The 14,747-nt window shown below is 72.2% G+C and carries 14 protein-coding genes; 1 reads left to right on the top strand and 13 read right to left on the bottom strand.

Features of this window, described 5'->3' with window-relative positions:
* Window positions 1-10 precede the first annotated feature (10 nt).
* The 3 genes from ACILSK_RS20360 to ACILSK_RS20350 form a co-directional block, all read right to left on the bottom strand.
* Window positions 11-1,789, bottom strand: coding sequence for a phage baseplate assembly protein V (locus ACILSK_RS20360; protein ID WP_395729014.1), 1,779 nt, complete (start codon window positions 1,787-1,789; stop codon window positions 11-13).
* A 177-nt stretch (window positions 1,790-1,966) separates the two neighbouring features.
* Window positions 1,967-2,626 carry a LysM peptidoglycan-binding domain-containing protein gene (locus ACILSK_RS20355; RefSeq protein ID WP_395729013.1) on the bottom strand — a complete coding sequence of 220 codons (660 nt, stop codon included), beginning with the start codon at window positions 2,624-2,626 and terminating at the stop codon, window positions 1,967-1,969.
* Window positions 2,627-3,472, bottom strand: coding sequence for a hypothetical protein (locus ACILSK_RS20350; protein ID WP_395729012.1), 846 nt, complete (start codon window positions 3,470-3,472; stop codon window positions 2,627-2,629).
* 1,717 nt (window positions 3,473-5,189) lie between these two features.
* Here ACILSK_RS20350 and ACILSK_RS20345 point away from each other — a divergent pair.
* A complete protein-coding gene (locus tag ACILSK_RS20345) occupies window positions 5,190-6,230 on the top strand; it encodes a hypothetical protein (protein ID WP_395729011.1) in 1,041 nt (346 codons plus the stop codon).
* Between the two features lie 1,918 nt (window positions 6,231-8,148).
* Here the strand turns inward: ACILSK_RS20345 and ACILSK_RS20340 are convergent.
* The 10 genes from ACILSK_RS20340 to ACILSK_RS20295 all read right to left on the bottom strand — a co-directional run bounded on the left by ACILSK_RS20340 (window position 8,149) and on the right by ACILSK_RS20295 (window position 14,713).
* Window positions 8,149-8,631, bottom strand: a complete 483-nt coding sequence (locus tag ACILSK_RS20340; RefSeq protein WP_395729010.1) for a phage tail protein — start codon at window positions 8,629-8,631, stop codon at window positions 8,149-8,151.
* Window positions 8,618-8,791, bottom strand: coding sequence for a DUF6760 family protein (locus tag ACILSK_RS20335; RefSeq protein WP_395729009.1), 174 nt, complete (start codon window positions 8,789-8,791; stop codon window positions 8,618-8,620). Before ACILSK_RS20335 ends, ACILSK_RS20340 begins: the two co-directional genes overlap by 14 nt.
* A gap of 6 nt (window positions 8,792-8,797) precedes the next feature.
* Complete coding sequence (locus ACILSK_RS20330) at window positions 8,798-9,268, bottom strand: hypothetical protein (RefSeq protein WP_395729008.1); 471 nt, start codon at window positions 9,266-9,268, stop codon at window positions 8,798-8,800.
* Window positions 9,265-9,747, bottom strand: a complete 483-nt coding sequence (locus ACILSK_RS20325; protein WP_395729007.1) for a phage tail protein — start codon at window positions 9,745-9,747, stop codon at window positions 9,265-9,267. Before ACILSK_RS20325 ends, ACILSK_RS20330 begins: the two co-directional genes overlap by 4 nt.
* 43 nt (window positions 9,748-9,790) lie before the next feature.
* Window positions 9,791-11,356, bottom strand: coding sequence for a phage tail sheath family protein (locus ACILSK_RS20320; protein ID WP_395729006.1), 1,566 nt, complete (start codon window positions 11,354-11,356; stop codon window positions 9,791-9,793).
* Window positions 11,357-11,399: 43 nt separating this feature from the next.
* The gene (locus ACILSK_RS20315; protein WP_395729005.1) at window positions 11,400-11,789 is read right to left on the bottom strand and encodes a DUF4280 domain-containing protein; all 390 of its coding nucleotides are present in this window, start codon (window positions 11,787-11,789) and stop codon (window positions 11,400-11,402) included.
* Window positions 11,790-11,810: 21 nt separating this feature from the next.
* Entirely contained in the window at window positions 11,811-12,338 is a 528-nt protein-coding gene (locus ACILSK_RS20310; protein WP_395729004.1) for a septum formation family protein, read from the bottom strand.
* A 216-nt stretch (window positions 12,339-12,554) separates the two neighbouring features.
* Complete coding sequence (locus ACILSK_RS20305) at window positions 12,555-12,992, bottom strand: VOC family protein (RefSeq protein ID WP_395729003.1); 438 nt, start codon at window positions 12,990-12,992, stop codon at window positions 12,555-12,557.
* A gap of 75 nt (window positions 12,993-13,067) precedes the next feature.
* Complete coding sequence (locus tag ACILSK_RS20300) at window positions 13,068-13,850, bottom strand: DJ-1/PfpI family protein (protein ID WP_395729002.1); 783 nt, start codon at window positions 13,848-13,850, stop codon at window positions 13,068-13,070.
* Between the two features lie 35 nt (window positions 13,851-13,885).
* Window positions 13,886-14,713 (bottom strand): ABC transporter substrate-binding protein, encoded by an 828-nt coding sequence (locus ACILSK_RS20295; RefSeq protein ID WP_395729045.1) that lies wholly within the window; start codon window positions 14,711-14,713, stop codon window positions 13,886-13,888.
* Window positions 14,714-14,747 lie beyond the last annotated feature (34 nt).

The raw sequence follows: 14,747 nt of genomic DNA, 5'->3' as shown, positions 1-14,747 counted from the left end.
TTCACCGTCATCAGTTGACCGCCACCATCGCGCCCTTGATGGTCATCGCCCCGCCGGCCGAGACCTCGTTCGTTGCCGACGCCTTGATCGCGATCTGGGTGCCCGACGTCTCGGCCTTCACGCTGGCCTTCTGGGTGATGTTCACGCCGGAGACCTCGACATCGGTGTCGGCCTTCAGGGTGATCTTCTTGCCCTGGATGGTGATCGAGCCGTCGCTGCCGATGGCGATCGACGAGTTGCCGGACTTGATCGTCATCGGCTTGCCCGCCGGCACGGTCGCCTCGAACTTCTCCTTGCCCAGCACGATCTGGTGCTCCGCCCCGGCCAGGATGAAGCTGATGTGCTGGTCGGTGGCCGCGTCACCGTCGCCGAACTCCATGAAATGACCGACCCGCGAGGTGATCCGGCGTTTGTTCACCTTGCTGTTGGCCACCCCGAACTCGGCCGGCACGTCCTGCCCGTTGTAGACCCCGCCGAGCACGATCGGCCGGCGCACGTCACCGCCCTCGAAGCCGACGATGACCTCGTCGTTGATTTCCGGGACGAACGTGGCGCCGCGCCCGCTGCCGGCGCCGAACGTGATGACGCGGGCCCAGTTCGACTCGAGCTGATCGCCGGCCGCCTTGTAGGCGACCGTCACCTCGCCCGGCGAGCCGTTCGGGTTGCCGACCTTGGTGACCACGCCGATGACGATGCCGTGCCGGCGGAAGCTGGACGTCGCCTCGCTCGTCAGGGCGTCGACCAGGGACGACGGCCGACGGTCGCCGGCGGTGAACCGGGTGGCGAAACCCTTGCGGTTGTAGACGTGTTCGACCTCGGTCACGTGGTAGTTGCCGGATGCCGGCCCCGCCCCGGTGATGGCGACCGTCGCGCCCGGCACCACGGCCGGTTCCACCTGCCGGGTCGTGGCCTTCGCGGTGACCGCGCCCGCCGTCCACCGGCCCGCCAGCCGGTTGGCCAGGACCTCGGCGTCGGTCTGGTCGAGCGGCACCTCGGTGGCGGTCGCCGTCTTGGCCCGGGAGGTCAGGTCGCTCGCGGTGATGAACGGTTCCACCAGCGACGCCACACTGCTCGCCGTGGTGGCCCGCCCGTTCGCGGTGACCGCCTGCTTCGTCTGCGGCCACCAGCCGTGCACGACCGGTTCGGCCGGATGCAGGGCGCTGGCCTTCACGGTGAACCCGACGAGGGTGGGATCGTCGCCGAAACCCAGCGACGACACCGGCTGCCCGTCCGACGGGGCGGAGACCACCAGCGTGGACTCGGCCACCCACCAGTCGTTGCCGGTGCGATCGGCGATCTCGGTGAGGAAGCCGAAGTCGGTGTCGGATTGCATGAGGTAGTCCTGCTGGGTGGTCAACGCGTCGGTGCCGCCCCGATTCTGGTAACTCAGACCCTGCTCCCGGCAGATCTGGGCGATCACCTCACCGTAGGTGATGGCGGCGAACGTACGGATCTTCGCGCCCAGCGTGAGCTTGTACGCCAGATCGTCGACGACGACGGTGAACTCGGGCTGCCCGCGGTCCATGGTGAACTCGACCCCGGTGACCTCGCCGGCCAGCAGCACGGTACCGGGGCCGCCGGTGATCTTGACCTGCGTGCCGATGCCGAAAATGCCGCCGGCGGCAAGGGTGTGGCCGGCATCGTCGAACCGAAGGACGGCCCGGCCGGGCAGCCGCAGCGCTCGGCTGATCCGCAGTTCGATCAGCGACTCGAGGTGACTCGTGGACAGCGGCGATCCGTTGACGTCGATCACCGGCGCCGTCCGGTTGATCTGCAGCGCGACCGTCATTCCGCACACCTTCCGGGGCGCCTCGCGAGCTCGGTCGCCCCGCGAAGGGGCGCCGATCTGACGTGCCGATGATTCGCTCGCTGTCGCTCGCTCATCTCGCCACCCCTTCCGGGGCACCTCGCGAGCTCGGTCGCCCCGGGAAGGGGCGCCGATCTGACGTGCCGATGATTCGCTCGCTCATCCCTGACCCCCCGGAATCGACAACAGCTGCCCGGGCCGCAGGGCCAGCGGATCGGCGACCGCGTTGGCCTGGGCGATGCTGCGCCAGCGGGTGGAGTCGCCGTAGTACTTCGCCGAGATGCGGTCCAGGGTTTCGCCCGGCTGCACCCGGTGGACGCGGTGCGGGTGAGGGGTGCCGGACGTCGGGTTCTGCGGACCGAACGCGTCGGACTGCGCGAACTGACGAAGGCTCAGATCGACCTCGGCGCGCAGCGGCACCCCCGTCGAGGAGAAGTAGGTGAAACGCAGCGTCAGGTCGGTGACGACGGCCTTGAACGAGTGCAGGTTTCCCCAGTGGAAGACGACGTAGGGCGGGCGGGCGTTATTGCTCTGCGCGTCGGTGCCGGGCAGCGATGAGTCGACGTCCATCAGCTTGAGCACCTTGCCGGTGTGCTGGCCGACGGTCTGCCCGGTATCGGTGGTGTCGAAGTGCAGCGTCAGCCGCATCTCGCCGGACTGCGCGCCGAGGTAACGGACCTGGCCGACGCCCTGGCCGCCCAACGACTCGGCCCGCCATGAATTCGACCGCGACACGGTCAGCTCGGCCGGGTTGAACATGCACGGGATCGTGTCCGGCCGGCCCTCGATCTCCAGGAACGCCTTCTCGGTCAGGGCCATTCAGAACACCCCCGGGGTGAAGCGGCGGCCACGCCGCGCCAACTCGTCCAGTACCCGCTCCTCGAGCCGGTCGACGATGATGTCGACCAGTTCGTCCCACTCGCGTGGGGTCAGTGCTTCGGCGATCTGCTGCCGCGGCACGACGTCGTCCGTCGGGGAACTCACGGCTACCTCCCTGGGCATGGCGACCGGCTGGCGGCCGGGGACCCCGCCGCCGCCGGACGGGTCGGCCAGGCCGGCCCGTGCCCGGTCGAACAACGAGGGTGGGATGAGGTCGACCAGGCTGCCGCGGCGGGCGGTGACCTCGGTCGTGCTGGTCGTCGGGTTCACCGGGCCGCCGGTCGGGTCGGTGAACACCGGACCGGGCGGCGTCAGCGATCGGGAACCCCGGGTGCGGGCGCCGATGGCCGCGCCGGTGAGGGCCCGCTCGCCGCGCGCGCCGCTGAAGGACCAGTTCGGGTCGGCGCTGCGCGGCACATCCGGTCCGCGGCGGTCACCGGTCTGCCGGTGCGATCCCAGGCGCGGAGTACCGGTCGGTGGCGCCGGCGGCATCCGCCGGATCACCCCGGCGATCGCCGCGTCGACCACCGCCGCGGCCGGGATCACCTGCCGCAGCAGCAGTCCGGCGACGGCGGCGGGGTTCGGTCGGGCGGCCGGGGCCGGGTTCGGGCGCCCCGCGGTCATGCCGGGTTCGCTCTGGCGGCCGTGACCAGCGGCGCCGTTCGGCCGAACCCGGCCGGCCGGGCCGGTGAGCGGCGGGGTCGGCGCGGCGGTGCGTGCGCGACCGATCATCGCGTCGGTGGCGTCGTCGGGATGGGCGGCCGCGCGGGCCGGGGAGCGTCGCAAGACGAACGGTGCCGCCGCGCCGCGGTCACGGCGCGCGACAGGGCCGGGTGGCCGGCCGGCGGCCCCGGCGCGCGCTGCGTTCGCCGCCGGGCTGATCGTGCGGGCCGACCCGAGCGACGCCACCCCGGACGCCGGCGCCCCCGTCGGAAGGATGGACCGCATCGCCGTCGGCAGCAGGAAGCCGGAGCCCGCCGATGTGGTGACTTCGGGTCGGGTGGCGCGGAACAATTGAGCCGGTGTCGCCTCCGCCGTCCGGCGACGAACGACTCGGCTGTCGGCGCGGAGGTCGGTTCGCCCGGAGCGGCGGTCGCCGGCGGCCGGGTCGTTGCCCGGCGCGCGGCCAGTGGCCCGCCCGGTTGCGCGCGCGGCGGACCCGGCCGCCAGCTGGAGCACGGTTCCCGTTGCGGTGCGGTCCGTCCCGCCGATCCGATTCGGTTGGGAGCCGCGCGGCGTCGGTCCGACCCCGGTACGGCGCTGAATCGCGGGCGGTTGCGACGTTCCCGACCAGGACGCACCCGCGGCCAGGTCAACGGACCCGGTTCGTCGGCGAACCGCCCAGCCCGCCTGGCGCCGGATCGCTGCCGGAGCCGGTCCGGCCGCTCGCGTCGTGGCGGCGGAGGCCGTGGGAGCGATCGGGCTGGCCACCCACGATCCGGTGGCGAGGCCTCCGTGCACCCCGGCGCGTCCGATGGACGTGACGGTGGATCGGTTCGTCCCGCCCTGCGCCGCGATACCCCGGCCGCCCGTCGCCGTCGGCACTCCGGGACGGCCGACGGCGAACGGCAGGGTGGCCCCGGCGGCCATCGGCAGGCCAGTGGCCGGCCGTGCCCAAGGCGAACGCGACCCGGCGATGGCTCGCGCGGAACCGGCGGCCGGCGACGCCGTCCCCGAGCCCGAGCCGACTCCGCGTCCTCCCGGGCGCGACCGGCTGAAAGCCGCTTCCGCCGGGGAGTGTGCCCCGTGCGCAGCGATGCGGCCGGCCCGGCCTGACCGGGATTCGCGCGACCCGGGCGCGGTGCCGACGTCGGGCCCGTTGCCGGCGGAACCACGGCCGGCGTGGGACCGGCGGATGCTCCGCGATCCGGGCCCGGAAATCGGGGCGGGCACGCTGCCCGGGCGACGTCCGGTGGTGTGGGACGCCCGGATGTTCCCCGTTTGATCGGACGACGCCAACGGTGGTGCGCTGCTCCGGTGACGGGGATCGCCCGCGACCCGCTCCGGTCGTGGGGCAGCCGTCGCCAAGCCGGCGAGGGCCGTCATCGACGGTGCCGGCCGACGCATCGACCGGGTCGGGCGGATGGTCTTGAACGCCCATCGGCCGGCGGTGCCGTCGATCGCCCCGGCCGCCGTCGACAGAGCGGCGACCGATCGGGTCAACCCCCACTGGGCACCGATCGCCGATGCCGGTGCGGTCGGGTTGCCGGGCCGAGCTGTGTCCGGTGCCCGGCCGCCCAGCAGGTGGCCCGGGGCCCATCCCGGGACGAGCGCGCGTCGAATCAGGCTGCCGGGCGGCATGCCTCCGGAGGCTGGGCCGGCGGCCAGGGCCGCACCGCCGGCGGAGCCCGGGAGGGCGACGACCGTCGGACCGATCGACCGCCCGTCCCGGACATCGAGGACGGGACGGTCGGGTTCGCTCACGTCATCGGGCCTGGTGCCCTGGGGCGTCGCGACGCCGCCGGCAACCGGGGCGAATCGTCGGATCGTCCCGGCCGTCGAGATGTCGGGCACGCCGGCCGCGGCGGGCGTCGGTGGGCTCGGCGACCGGTCCGCGTCGGCCGACCCGGCCGGCAGCGGGGCCGGGGCAACGGGGGGCATCGAGGAGAGGGCCGGCGGCGATCCGGCCACCGACGTCGGGTCCGCGGCCCGCCCGGACGAGCGGTCGGTCGGGGCGGTCCGGACACCCGCCGCCCGAGCCGGATGGGTGGTCGCCGGCATCGCGGAGCCGGATATGGATGACGGCGGGGACGACGCGGAGCCGGATGTGGATGACGGCGGGGATGACGCGGAGCGACGGACCACCGTGGCCGCGGCACCCGCCTCCGCCCCGACGGTGCCGGCCGCCGTCGGTCCACCGGGCGCCGACGAACTCGAGCCGGTTGACCGGGCCGCCGGTCCGTCGATGCCGGGCATTGCGGGGTCCCCCGCGCGACTCCGCGGGGCCTCAAGCCCGGCTCGAGATGACGGCGACCCGGTAAGCGTCGGCGAGCCGGTGACGATGCCCGGCCGGCCGGCCGGCGCGGCCGGGGTCGGGGCCGGTGGTGACGCGGCCGCACCGCTCGACCGCCCGACCGTGGGCGACGTCGCCGGGCCGGTCCGGTCGATCCGGGCCAGCCGCGGCGGGACCGGCAACCGGGCGGCCGACCGGACCCGGGCGACCACCGACCGGCGGATGAAACGACCGGGCCGCCATCCGTTGCGGGTGGCGTCGTCGCTCGACCCGGTTGCCGCCGGATCGCCCGTGCGGGGCAGGGTGCCCGGTACTGCGGGCCGCTCGCGCGACCCGAGCATCAACGGCCCCAGGCTGAGCGGATTCACCCGGTGCGCAGGACCTTCCGCCGCCCGCGGGGCTGCCGGCGACGGTACCGGCTGGGCGGCGGGCGCGCCGGAGCCCGTCGGGCTCGGCGAGACACCGGCCGGCCGGCCGCCGGACCACCGCCGCCGGATCGCCGACACCGACGGTGCCGCCGGCGATGTGCCTCGTTCGGGCGCCGCGAGGTTCGGCGCCGGTGGGGCCGTCCGGATGGCCCGCGGCCCTTGATCCACCGGCACCGACCGCACGCGCACGGCCGCGGCCCGCTCCTGTCCGCCTGCGCCGAATGTGCCGGGTGGTTCGAGGGGGGTCGTTCGGGCCGGCTGCCCGGAGGCCGAGATTCCACGTCGCACCGGTACGGCTGATTCCGTGGCCGCGGTCGCGGCTTCCGCCCGTGCTGCTTCCGAACTCCGCCCGGCCCACCGCCGCCGAAGCGCAATGCTGTGCCTTGTCCAACTCCCCGGGGCGGGCGCGGTGGTCCTGCGCCGGACCGCCGGGTAGGCCCCGGGCAGCGGGCTACCCGCCGAAGTCTCGCCCGACGCCGACGTGACCGGCCCGCTCTGGGGCACCGGCTCGCCCTGGGACACCGGCCCGCGCCGGATGGACGGCACCTGCTGGGCTGCCGGCCCGACATCCAAACCCGTTCCGCTCCCGGGGATTCCGGTCGCCGCAGGCCCACCGGCGACGGCGGGCCCGGCGCCCGGGCTCGCCGATGGAACCGTCTGACCGGCCGGCCGGGCATCGTCCGTCGCCGGGTCGGGGGTCCCTGGCACGCCGGACGGTGATTGGTCCGAGAGTCTCGGGTGGGCTGACGGCCCAGGAGGGTTGGCCGCCGGCAAGTCGGCCGTGCGTCGAAGCAGGCTCGCCGGGACGGAATCGGGTGGCCGGGCGGACGGGACCTCGGTCGCCGGAGTCGAGGTAAGGGCGGTCGACGTCAGTCGCGCCGACGGATCAGTGGTGCCCGCTGGGCGGGCATGGTCCGTCGCGGAGCCGGGAGTGACGCCGTTCCCGGGCGGAGGCGAGTCCGGCCGGCTCCGGTGCGGGTCCGACCCGGAGGGGATACCCGGTTGGCGGGCCGCGCTTCGGCGGATCACCTCCGCGGAGCGGGGATCCCCAGCGCGAGGGGTCTCCGCGGAGAGGGGGGCTCCCGGTGAACCGGTCGTGCCGGCCGACGGGGGAGTTCCGGGTGCACCAGGAGCTCCCGCGGACAGGGAAGGTGCCGCTGCACCCGGAGCGCCCGCGGACCCGAACATTGCCGGTGAACTGAGAGCGCCCGCAGACCGGGGCGTGAAGGGCGAACTGGGAGTGCCCGCGGATGGCGAAGTCTCCGTGGGGCGGGGAGTGTTCGCCGGGGTGCTGCGCGGAGGGGCCGCCGAGGCGGGGCGGGATCGGGGGACGACGGTGGCGGCCGGGCCGTCCCCCGGGCGGGTCCCCGGCGGTGAACCACCTGCGGACGACGCCGGCCCGGCCACGCCCGGACCGGGTCCGGGTGGCCGCGGACGGGGGGCTACGAGTTTTCGCGCCGCCCCGGCCATCGAACCGCCGAAGTTCACCTCTGGCATGCGGCGCACGGCAACAGGTTTCCCGGTCATTCCGGTCGTCGTTGCTCCGGGGCCGCGACCACGCAGGGATGGCACCGATCCGGCCGCCCGGCGCAGGGACCGGGATGGAATCTCGGTCACCGGCCAGGTGGCGGGGGCCCGGCTCGTCCCGCCGTCCGGACCGCGAGCGACCGATCCGGCATCAGCCGCTCGGGCGGCACCACCCGAGGGTCCGCGCGCAGCCGCCCACCCGGAAGCGGCGGCGCCCCAGGACTCCTCGGTTCCGTGGTTGGACGGGTACCACCACAGCGGCGGGCGCACCTGCCGTTCGGTCCGGGCCGGGGCGATCGGCACCGGCCCGGCCAGGTGGCGCCGAATCCGCGGCGCTTGGCCAAGACCCGCGGTGAACCGGAGGGCGGCGCCGCCGATGCTGCCCAGGGCGGCCGGACGTCGCCGGGTCCGGGGTCCGGGGAACGCCCAGCGCGAGGCCAGCGATCGGGCGAACACCGAGGGTGCCGTCGTCGCGGGGCGCTCGCCGTCCGGGACCGCCGCGCCGGCCGCCTCCGCAGCCAGGGCCTCGGTCGGGTCGTCGCCCGGGCCGCCGTTCATCGGCCCGGCGCCGAGCTACGGAATCCGTGGTGGGCGATCTCCAGCTCCTCGGTCAGCGGGTCCTCGCTGGTGGTGCTGAACCGGGGGCCGGTCCAGCGAATCGGGTAAACACCTTCCAACGACCAGGCCCGCAGCCGTGAACCGTTGCCGGCGATGGCCGTGATCGCGCCGGTCGACCGGACCAGCTTGTTGCCGGCCGCGGCGAACCCCTCGCCGGCGGTCTTGTTCATCCAGTCGAACAGCGCGTCGGCGTCGGTCAGCCCGCGGGTGAAGGTGATCGTCGGCCACTCGAGCCGGCCGGGCAGCCGGTGCACGAAACCGTTCTGACCGCCCTCGACCACCTCGACGAATTTCGAGCTCACCTCGAGTCCGACCACCGAGGCGAACAGTCCGATTTCGACACCGTCGACCTCGAAAAGGAATCGCGAGCCGAGCGCGAGGTCGCCGCCGAGGTAGCGCGTCGAGTCAGGCGAACTCACGGACCACCTCCCACGCTCGCTCGTTCAGGCCGGCCACTGCCCGGACGAGCCGGACCCGATCCATGTGTTCGAGGTCGAGCAGCTCCTCCAGCGGCCAGTGCAGGTGGTAGGCCAGGTAGGCCATCTCCTGCCACAGCACGTCGACCGGATACCGCAACATGGCGAATCAGGCCGGCACGCGAGGGATTTCCTCGATGCGGGGCCGCGACGCCGGTGGGGCCGCCGTCGGACCGGCCCCACCGGCGGGTGGGGTCGGGTCCGGCGCCCGCGGAACCGGGGCGCTGACCCCGATCAGCGGTGGCGCCTGCACCTGGGTGGCCAGCAGCTCCTCGTACTCCTGCTGGCTGCCGAAGTTGATCACGCCGTAGAAATCCTGCAGGAAGGCCAGATCGGCCGCGAACAGACCCTCGATCTCGTGCGGGGTGACCAGGTCCAAGCTGCCCAGTGATTGCACCACCCGAGCCAGAATCAGCACCGTCAGCCGGGGGTCGTCCGGACCCTGCACCGTGGGGTCGCGCAGCGGCTCGAGCTCGTCCCGGGCGGTAGCCAGCCGCATGCGGCCGGTCCGGTGTACCTCACCGTTCCGGTCGACATACCCGCGTGGGAGTGTGAACTCGTACGCGGTGGTCAGGCTCACTTCACCCTCGCCAGGCTCTCGACGGTGAGCGTGATCGTCTCCTTGACCGGATCGTTCGACTCGACGGACAGCTGGTCGGTGGAGATCTTGGACGGCCAGCCGTTGGTGAAGTTGAACCGGGCAATCTCGGCGTTGGTCGAGTCGTACATCACGATCGAACCGCTCTTGCGGTTGTTGGTGCGGTCGGACAGCAGGATGCCCTTGTCCCGGATGTCGTTGAACCAGCCCCACATCTTGTCCTGGGTCATGTCCGGTGGGGCCATGCGAGTGAGCGACAGGTCGGGCGCCTTGTTGGACTTGCCGAGGGTCTTGACGACCTGGACCTTGCCGTTGGCCCCGGCCTGCTCCATCGTCACGACCTCCATCTCGATGTCCAGGCCGGAGACACTGGACAGGATGGAGACGACCGCACCGTCGATCTCGAGGAAGAAGTTCTGGCTGACGATGGGGTCGGTGTTGATCAGTTCCGCATTGGGCATGGTGGTCTCCTTGAATGAATGACGTGGCTGGGAGCGTCAGGGATCAGTTCGCGACCTGCTTGTGCTGGGCGATGCGGAACACGACGAACTCCGCCGGCTTGACCGGGGCGATGCCGACCTCGACGATCAGCAGGCCCTGGTCGATCGACTCGGGCGGGTTGTTCTCGGCATCGCACTTGACGTAGAAGGCCTGATCGACCGACTGGCCGAAGAGCGCCCCGGTGCTCCACAATCCGCGCAGGAACGCGTTGAGCGTGCGCTTGATGCCCTCCCACAGGGAGACGTCGTTCGGCTCGAAGACCGCCCACTGGGTGCCGTCCGCGATCGTCTTCTCGACCATGTTGAACAGCCGGCGGACGTTGATGTAGCGCCAGTCGGAATCGCTGGCCAGCGTGCGGGCCCCCCAGATGCGGATGCCCCGGGTGCCGAACGGTCGGATGCAGTTGATGCCGATGGGGTTCAGCACCGCCTGCTCGTTCTGGGTGACGCCGTAGGCGACATCCAGGCAGCCGCGGATGGTGTCGTTGGCCGGGGCCTTCCAGACGCCACGGGTCTCGTCGGTGCGGGCCCACACCCCGGCGATGTGGCCGCTGGGCGGGATGAAGATCTCGGCGTCGCCGTTCACCCCGATGGGGTTCTCCACCTTGATCCACGGGTAGTACAGCGCAGCGAACGCCGAGTCGTACATGGCGGTCTCGGAGCGCCAGTCCCGGATCTGCTGGGGCGTCATGCCGGGCGGCGCGTCGAGCACGGCCATCCGGTTGCCGTTCTGCTCGCAGTGGCTGATCAGGGCCGTCTGCACAGCCTTCCACAGACCCAGGTCCAACGTGCCGTCGGCCTTGGTGGCCGCGGTGATCAGGTCGGGCACCACCACGATGGTGACGTCGTCGGCGACCGCCAGCCCGTTGATCCCCTGACGGGCGGACTCGGACCCGGCGAACTTGCGGCCACTGACCGGAACCGCCTCCGGAGCTGCCTTCTCGAGCGGGTACAGGCCCGGCCGGAGCAGCTCGAGCTGGCTCGACAGGTCGGTCTTGGCCTCGAGCAGCACCTCGACCTTGATCCGGGTGGATGTGTCGTTGACGACGGTGGCGACATTGCGCTTGCCACTGCCCAGGGTCAGGTCGGAAAATGACTCGACCACGGTCGGCCCGTCGAGCACGTCCAGGGTGAAGGGGGCCGGCCCGTCCTCGTCGGTGTCCTGGCTGGTCACCCGCAGGGTGAGATTGGCGTCGGGTTCGATGCTCTCCACCGTGAGCGGCAGGCCGAGCGCGCGGTCGGCGGCCGGGAGCTGCCGGGTGGCGGGTTGGCCGGACGGCGCGGTGTTCGGCACCCGCACGATGTAGGCAAGGGCTCCGCCGTTGGCGAAGTAGCCGTAGACGGACAGCGGCAGGATCGCGCCGGGAGTGAAACTCCCGTAGAGGGCCTCGAACTGCGACCAGCTGGTCACCAGGCGGGGGGCCAGGCCCTCCGGGTCCGTCGGGTCGTCGGTCGGGTAGCTCTCGGTGAATCCGACGAACGCGGCGACCGACGTGGGTGCCGCGGACAGCACCTTCTGGGTGGACGCCACTTCTTCGATGTACACACCTGGTGCGGCGTAGGTGGGCATCTGCACTCCTTGGGTTGGGGACCGGGCTGGACGTGGACTGGGATCAGGCCGCCGTGGTGCGGACGGCGCCGGGCATGGTGATGGAGATCGTGCCGGCGAAGGCGCAGAAGCATTGCGACCCGGCCACGACGACGGGCGCGCCCCCCGCGGTCATCTGCGGGGCCATCGGTGTCCACGGGGCCACGACCACCGGGACGCAGGGCATCGGCGTGAGCACCCCGAGCGCGGCCGCGGTCGCGGCGGCCACCGTCGGGTTCGCCAGCGACTGGCACATGCCGAACGGCGGGATGTTCGCGCCGGGCGCGATGTCGGTGATGTTGGCGAGCGGGCGGCCCTCCACCGTCGGCCGCGGGGCGACCACGTTCAGGGTCGACGGGGCCAACCCGAACGAGCAGGTGATCATGGCGCCGGACACCGCACACGGCTTACCCATCGTGGATCGACACCCCCCGCCTCACAGCTTGGACGCCTTGGCCGACGAGGTGAGCTCGGCGCCGGTCGTGGTGATGAAACAGACGACCGAGCGATCGTTCTCCTGCTCCCACCCGCGCGCCGACGGGACCAGGTAGGTGAAGAACAGCGAGGAATCGAGATAGCTGATGCCGACGTAATTCTGGAACTGTTCGGCACAGTTGGCATCCGCCCAGGACTTGAGTGCGGCATCGCCGGGAAAGGCATCGCCTTGGACGCCCGCCGGCGGCTGGTAGGCGACGGTGGCGTAGGCCTCCTGGCGGTGCGGCCCGTCGCACGGAATCGCGGACAGCGTCGCGATCTCGGCCTGGATCTCCTGCTGCGCGGCGAAGCACTGCCCGATCTGGACGTTGAACACCGACACCTCGACGGGCTGCGGGCCGTCGTCCCCGCGCAGCCCGGAGAAGAAGCTGCACCCGGTCAGGCAGACGGTGGTGGCGCCGATCCCGATCATCCGGCCGATCGCGCCCGCGCCGGACCGGCGATGCTGCGCCAGTGGCCCGAGTACCACCGCGTTCACCCCCGTCGGCCGGCCGTCGGACGACGCATGCCTGACGGCAGCGTGCGAGCCGAGCCCACCAGTCGGGGCGCCGCAGGGGCATCGGGCGAACGCCCTATTTCGTGCGCGCCCTACCCGACGGCCCCGGGATCGGGGTCCTAGCCTGGTCGGATGGCCGACGATGGGCGAACTGCAGCTCCGGCAGCTAAGGCCAGGGCCGGCGGCCGATCAGCTCGGCCGCAGCTCCTGCGCCAGCATGACGATGATGCCGCTCGGACCGCGCAGGTAGGTCAGCCGGTAGATATCGGCGTAGGTCCCGACCCCGCGCAGCGGATGGCAGCCGTGCCGGGCGGCGATGTCCAGCGCCTCGTCCAGGTCGTCGACCGAAAACGCGACCCGATGCATCCCGATCTCGTTCGGCAAGGTGGGTTCGGTCTCGATCGCGGCGGGATGCAGATACTCGAACAACTCGAGCCGTCCCTGCCCGTCGGGTGTCTGGAGCATCGCGATCTTGGCGTGGTTGCCGTCCAGACCGACCGCGGTGTCGGTCCACTCGCCGCTGACCGTGTCCCGGCCGATCACCGTCAACCCCAGGTCGGTGAAGAAGGCGATGGTGGCGTCCAGGTCGCGGACGGCGATGGCGACGTTCTCCAGTTTGATCGGCATGCCCGGCACGTTAACAAGAGGTCGGTGCCTGCAGCTCCACCTCCATCGGCGCCAGGAAACCCCGGGAGAGGCCGGTCAAGGCCGGGCCGGCGGTGACCGGCGTCCCGGTGTCGAACGGGGGTTGCGGGGCATACTCGGCCCTGAGCACCACGCAGCGGGCATGGTTCTCGCTGCACAGGTGGGCGACGAGCCGGATGGCCAGATCCTGCCAGCGGTGACGCCGGCGGCCGTGAGCCGGTTCCCGTCCTCGACGACGCGTTCGTCGACCTTGATCGCCCCGTACCCGGGGAGCAGGTGACGCATCGACCAATGTGAGGTGGCGCGGCGACCACGCAACAGCCCGGCGGCCCCCAGCGCGATCGAGCCGGTGCACACGCTGGTCACCCAGCGGGCATTCGCCCCCACCGACGCCAGAGCGGCCATCGCGGGGGCGTCCCGGAGCAGGATGCCGGTGTCGCCGCCCGGTACCAGGATCACGGCGGGGGCCGGTGGGAGCTCCGCCACCGTCATCGTCGGCACCACGGCGGTGCCGCCGCCGCTGACCACCGGCACGCCCGCTGCGCCGGTGGTCACCAGGTGGACGGCCGCGCCCGTCGCCGAGAGGAAATGCAACGGTCCGACGACGTCGAGCAGTTCGAACCCAGGATGCAGCCAGATCACGATGTCCTCGCCGGTCGCGAAGCGCACGCCGGGCAGTGCGGCCAGGGCGTCGTGCGCGGCGATCAACCGGTCGATCGCCCGCCGCTTGGCCTCATCGCCGTCCGCCGCGATGAACAAGGTGCTGCCGGTCGTCAGACCCGTCGCCGCGTCATGACCGGCGCCGGTCGGGGTCCGGTCGGACGCCTGGTCGTCGTGCATGTCCTGGCCCCCGATTCGGTTGGTGCCCGGCGCCCTCACGCGGACGGGACCGGAAGGTTGAGGTCGGGATGAAGGGCGTTGGCGATCGTGGTCAGGCCGACCATGATCGCGATGGACGAGTCGGTCTCCGCGGTCGGGACCTCGCTGATCCGGCCGTTCTTGACCGCCGGCAGGTCGGGGACGTTCTCCTCGAGGAAGGCCTTCTGCGACGCGAAGTCCTGGCCGTCGAACGTGCCGACCAGGATGACGTCGGCGTCGGAGGCGGCGAACTCCTCCTTGCTGACGTAGACGGCGGTCGAGGGGAAGGCGTTCTCGCCGCCTGCGGTGCTGATCAGGCTGTCGTAGATGCCACCGGCGAGCACGATCACCGGCCCGGTGCCACCGTTGAAATAGGCGGTCCTGACCGGCGGTTTGCCCTGGACCGCGTCGATGACCTGCTGCCTGTCGGCGTTGAGAGTCGCAATGACCGCATCGGCCTTGTCGCTGACGCCGAAGATGCGGCCGAAGTCACCGAGCGTTCTGGCGGCGGCGTCGACGTTCCAGACATTGATGTCCTGCGCATCCGCGGAGGTGCACAGGTTGGCGCCGTCGACCGTCGCCCCGGTCTGCTCGATCTGCGGCACCGTCGCGTACCCCTGCGCCGGGTCGAACGCGGACCCGTCCAGCACCTGCCCGGTCACGAAGTCGGGGTTCTCGCTGAGCAGCACCTCCTTTGACGGGAAGCTCATCGAGCTGCCGATCGCGTTGAGCCCCTGTGCGTCCTGCGCCACCGAGGCGGGGTAGGGCGAGTAGTTCTGCTGCACCGCGACGATCCGGTCGCGAAGGCCCAGGGCGAGCAGCGCCTCGGTCGTGGACTGCCACAGGCTGACCCTCGGACGTCACGGTGATCGACCGGCC

It is taken from the genome of Nakamurella sp. (assembly GCF_044224575.1).
Lineage (GTDB): Bacteria > Actinomycetota > Actinomycetes > Mycobacteriales > Nakamurellaceae > Nakamurella.
The sequence above is the reverse complement of the archived record's forward strand: the minus strand, read 5'-3'. Positions and strand labels throughout refer to the sequence as shown.

What these genes read in the sequence shown, in the direction of transcription:
- ACILSK_RS20360 (WP_395729014.1), bottom strand. Translation starts at nt 1,789, where the DNA reads ATGACGGTCGCGCTGCAGATCAACCGGACGGCGCCGGTGATCGACGTC.
- ACILSK_RS20355 (WP_395729013.1), bottom strand. Translation starts at nt 2,626, where the DNA reads ATGGCCCTGACCGAGAAGGCGTTCCTGGAGATCGAGGGCCGGCCGGAC.
- ACILSK_RS20345 (WP_395729011.1), top strand. Translation starts at nt 5,190, where the DNA reads ATGTCGGGCACGCCGGCCGCGGCGGGCGTCGGTGGGCTCGGCGACCGG.
- ACILSK_RS20335 (WP_395729009.1), bottom strand. Translation starts at nt 8,791, where the DNA reads ATGTTGCGGTATCCGGTCGACGTGCTGTGGCAGGAGATGGCCTACCTG.
- ACILSK_RS20325 (WP_395729007.1), bottom strand. Translation starts at nt 9,747, where the DNA reads ATGCCCAATGCGGAACTGATCAACACCGACCCCATCGTCAGCCAGAAC.
- ACILSK_RS20320 (WP_395729006.1), bottom strand. Translation starts at nt 11,356, where the DNA reads ATGCCCACCTACGCCGCACCAGGTGTGTACATCGAAGAAGTGGCGTCC.
- ACILSK_RS20315 (WP_395729005.1), bottom strand. Translation starts at nt 11,789, where the DNA reads ATGGGTAAGCCGTGTGCGGTGTCCGGCGCCATGATCACCTGCTCGTTC.
- ACILSK_RS20305 (WP_395729003.1), bottom strand. Translation starts at nt 12,992, where the DNA reads ATGCCGATCAAACTGGAGAACGTCGCCATCGCCGTCCGCGACCTGGAC.
- ACILSK_RS20300 (WP_395729002.1), bottom strand. Translation starts at nt 13,850, where the DNA reads ATGCACGACGACCAGGCGTCCGACCGGACCCCGACCGGCGCCGGTCAT.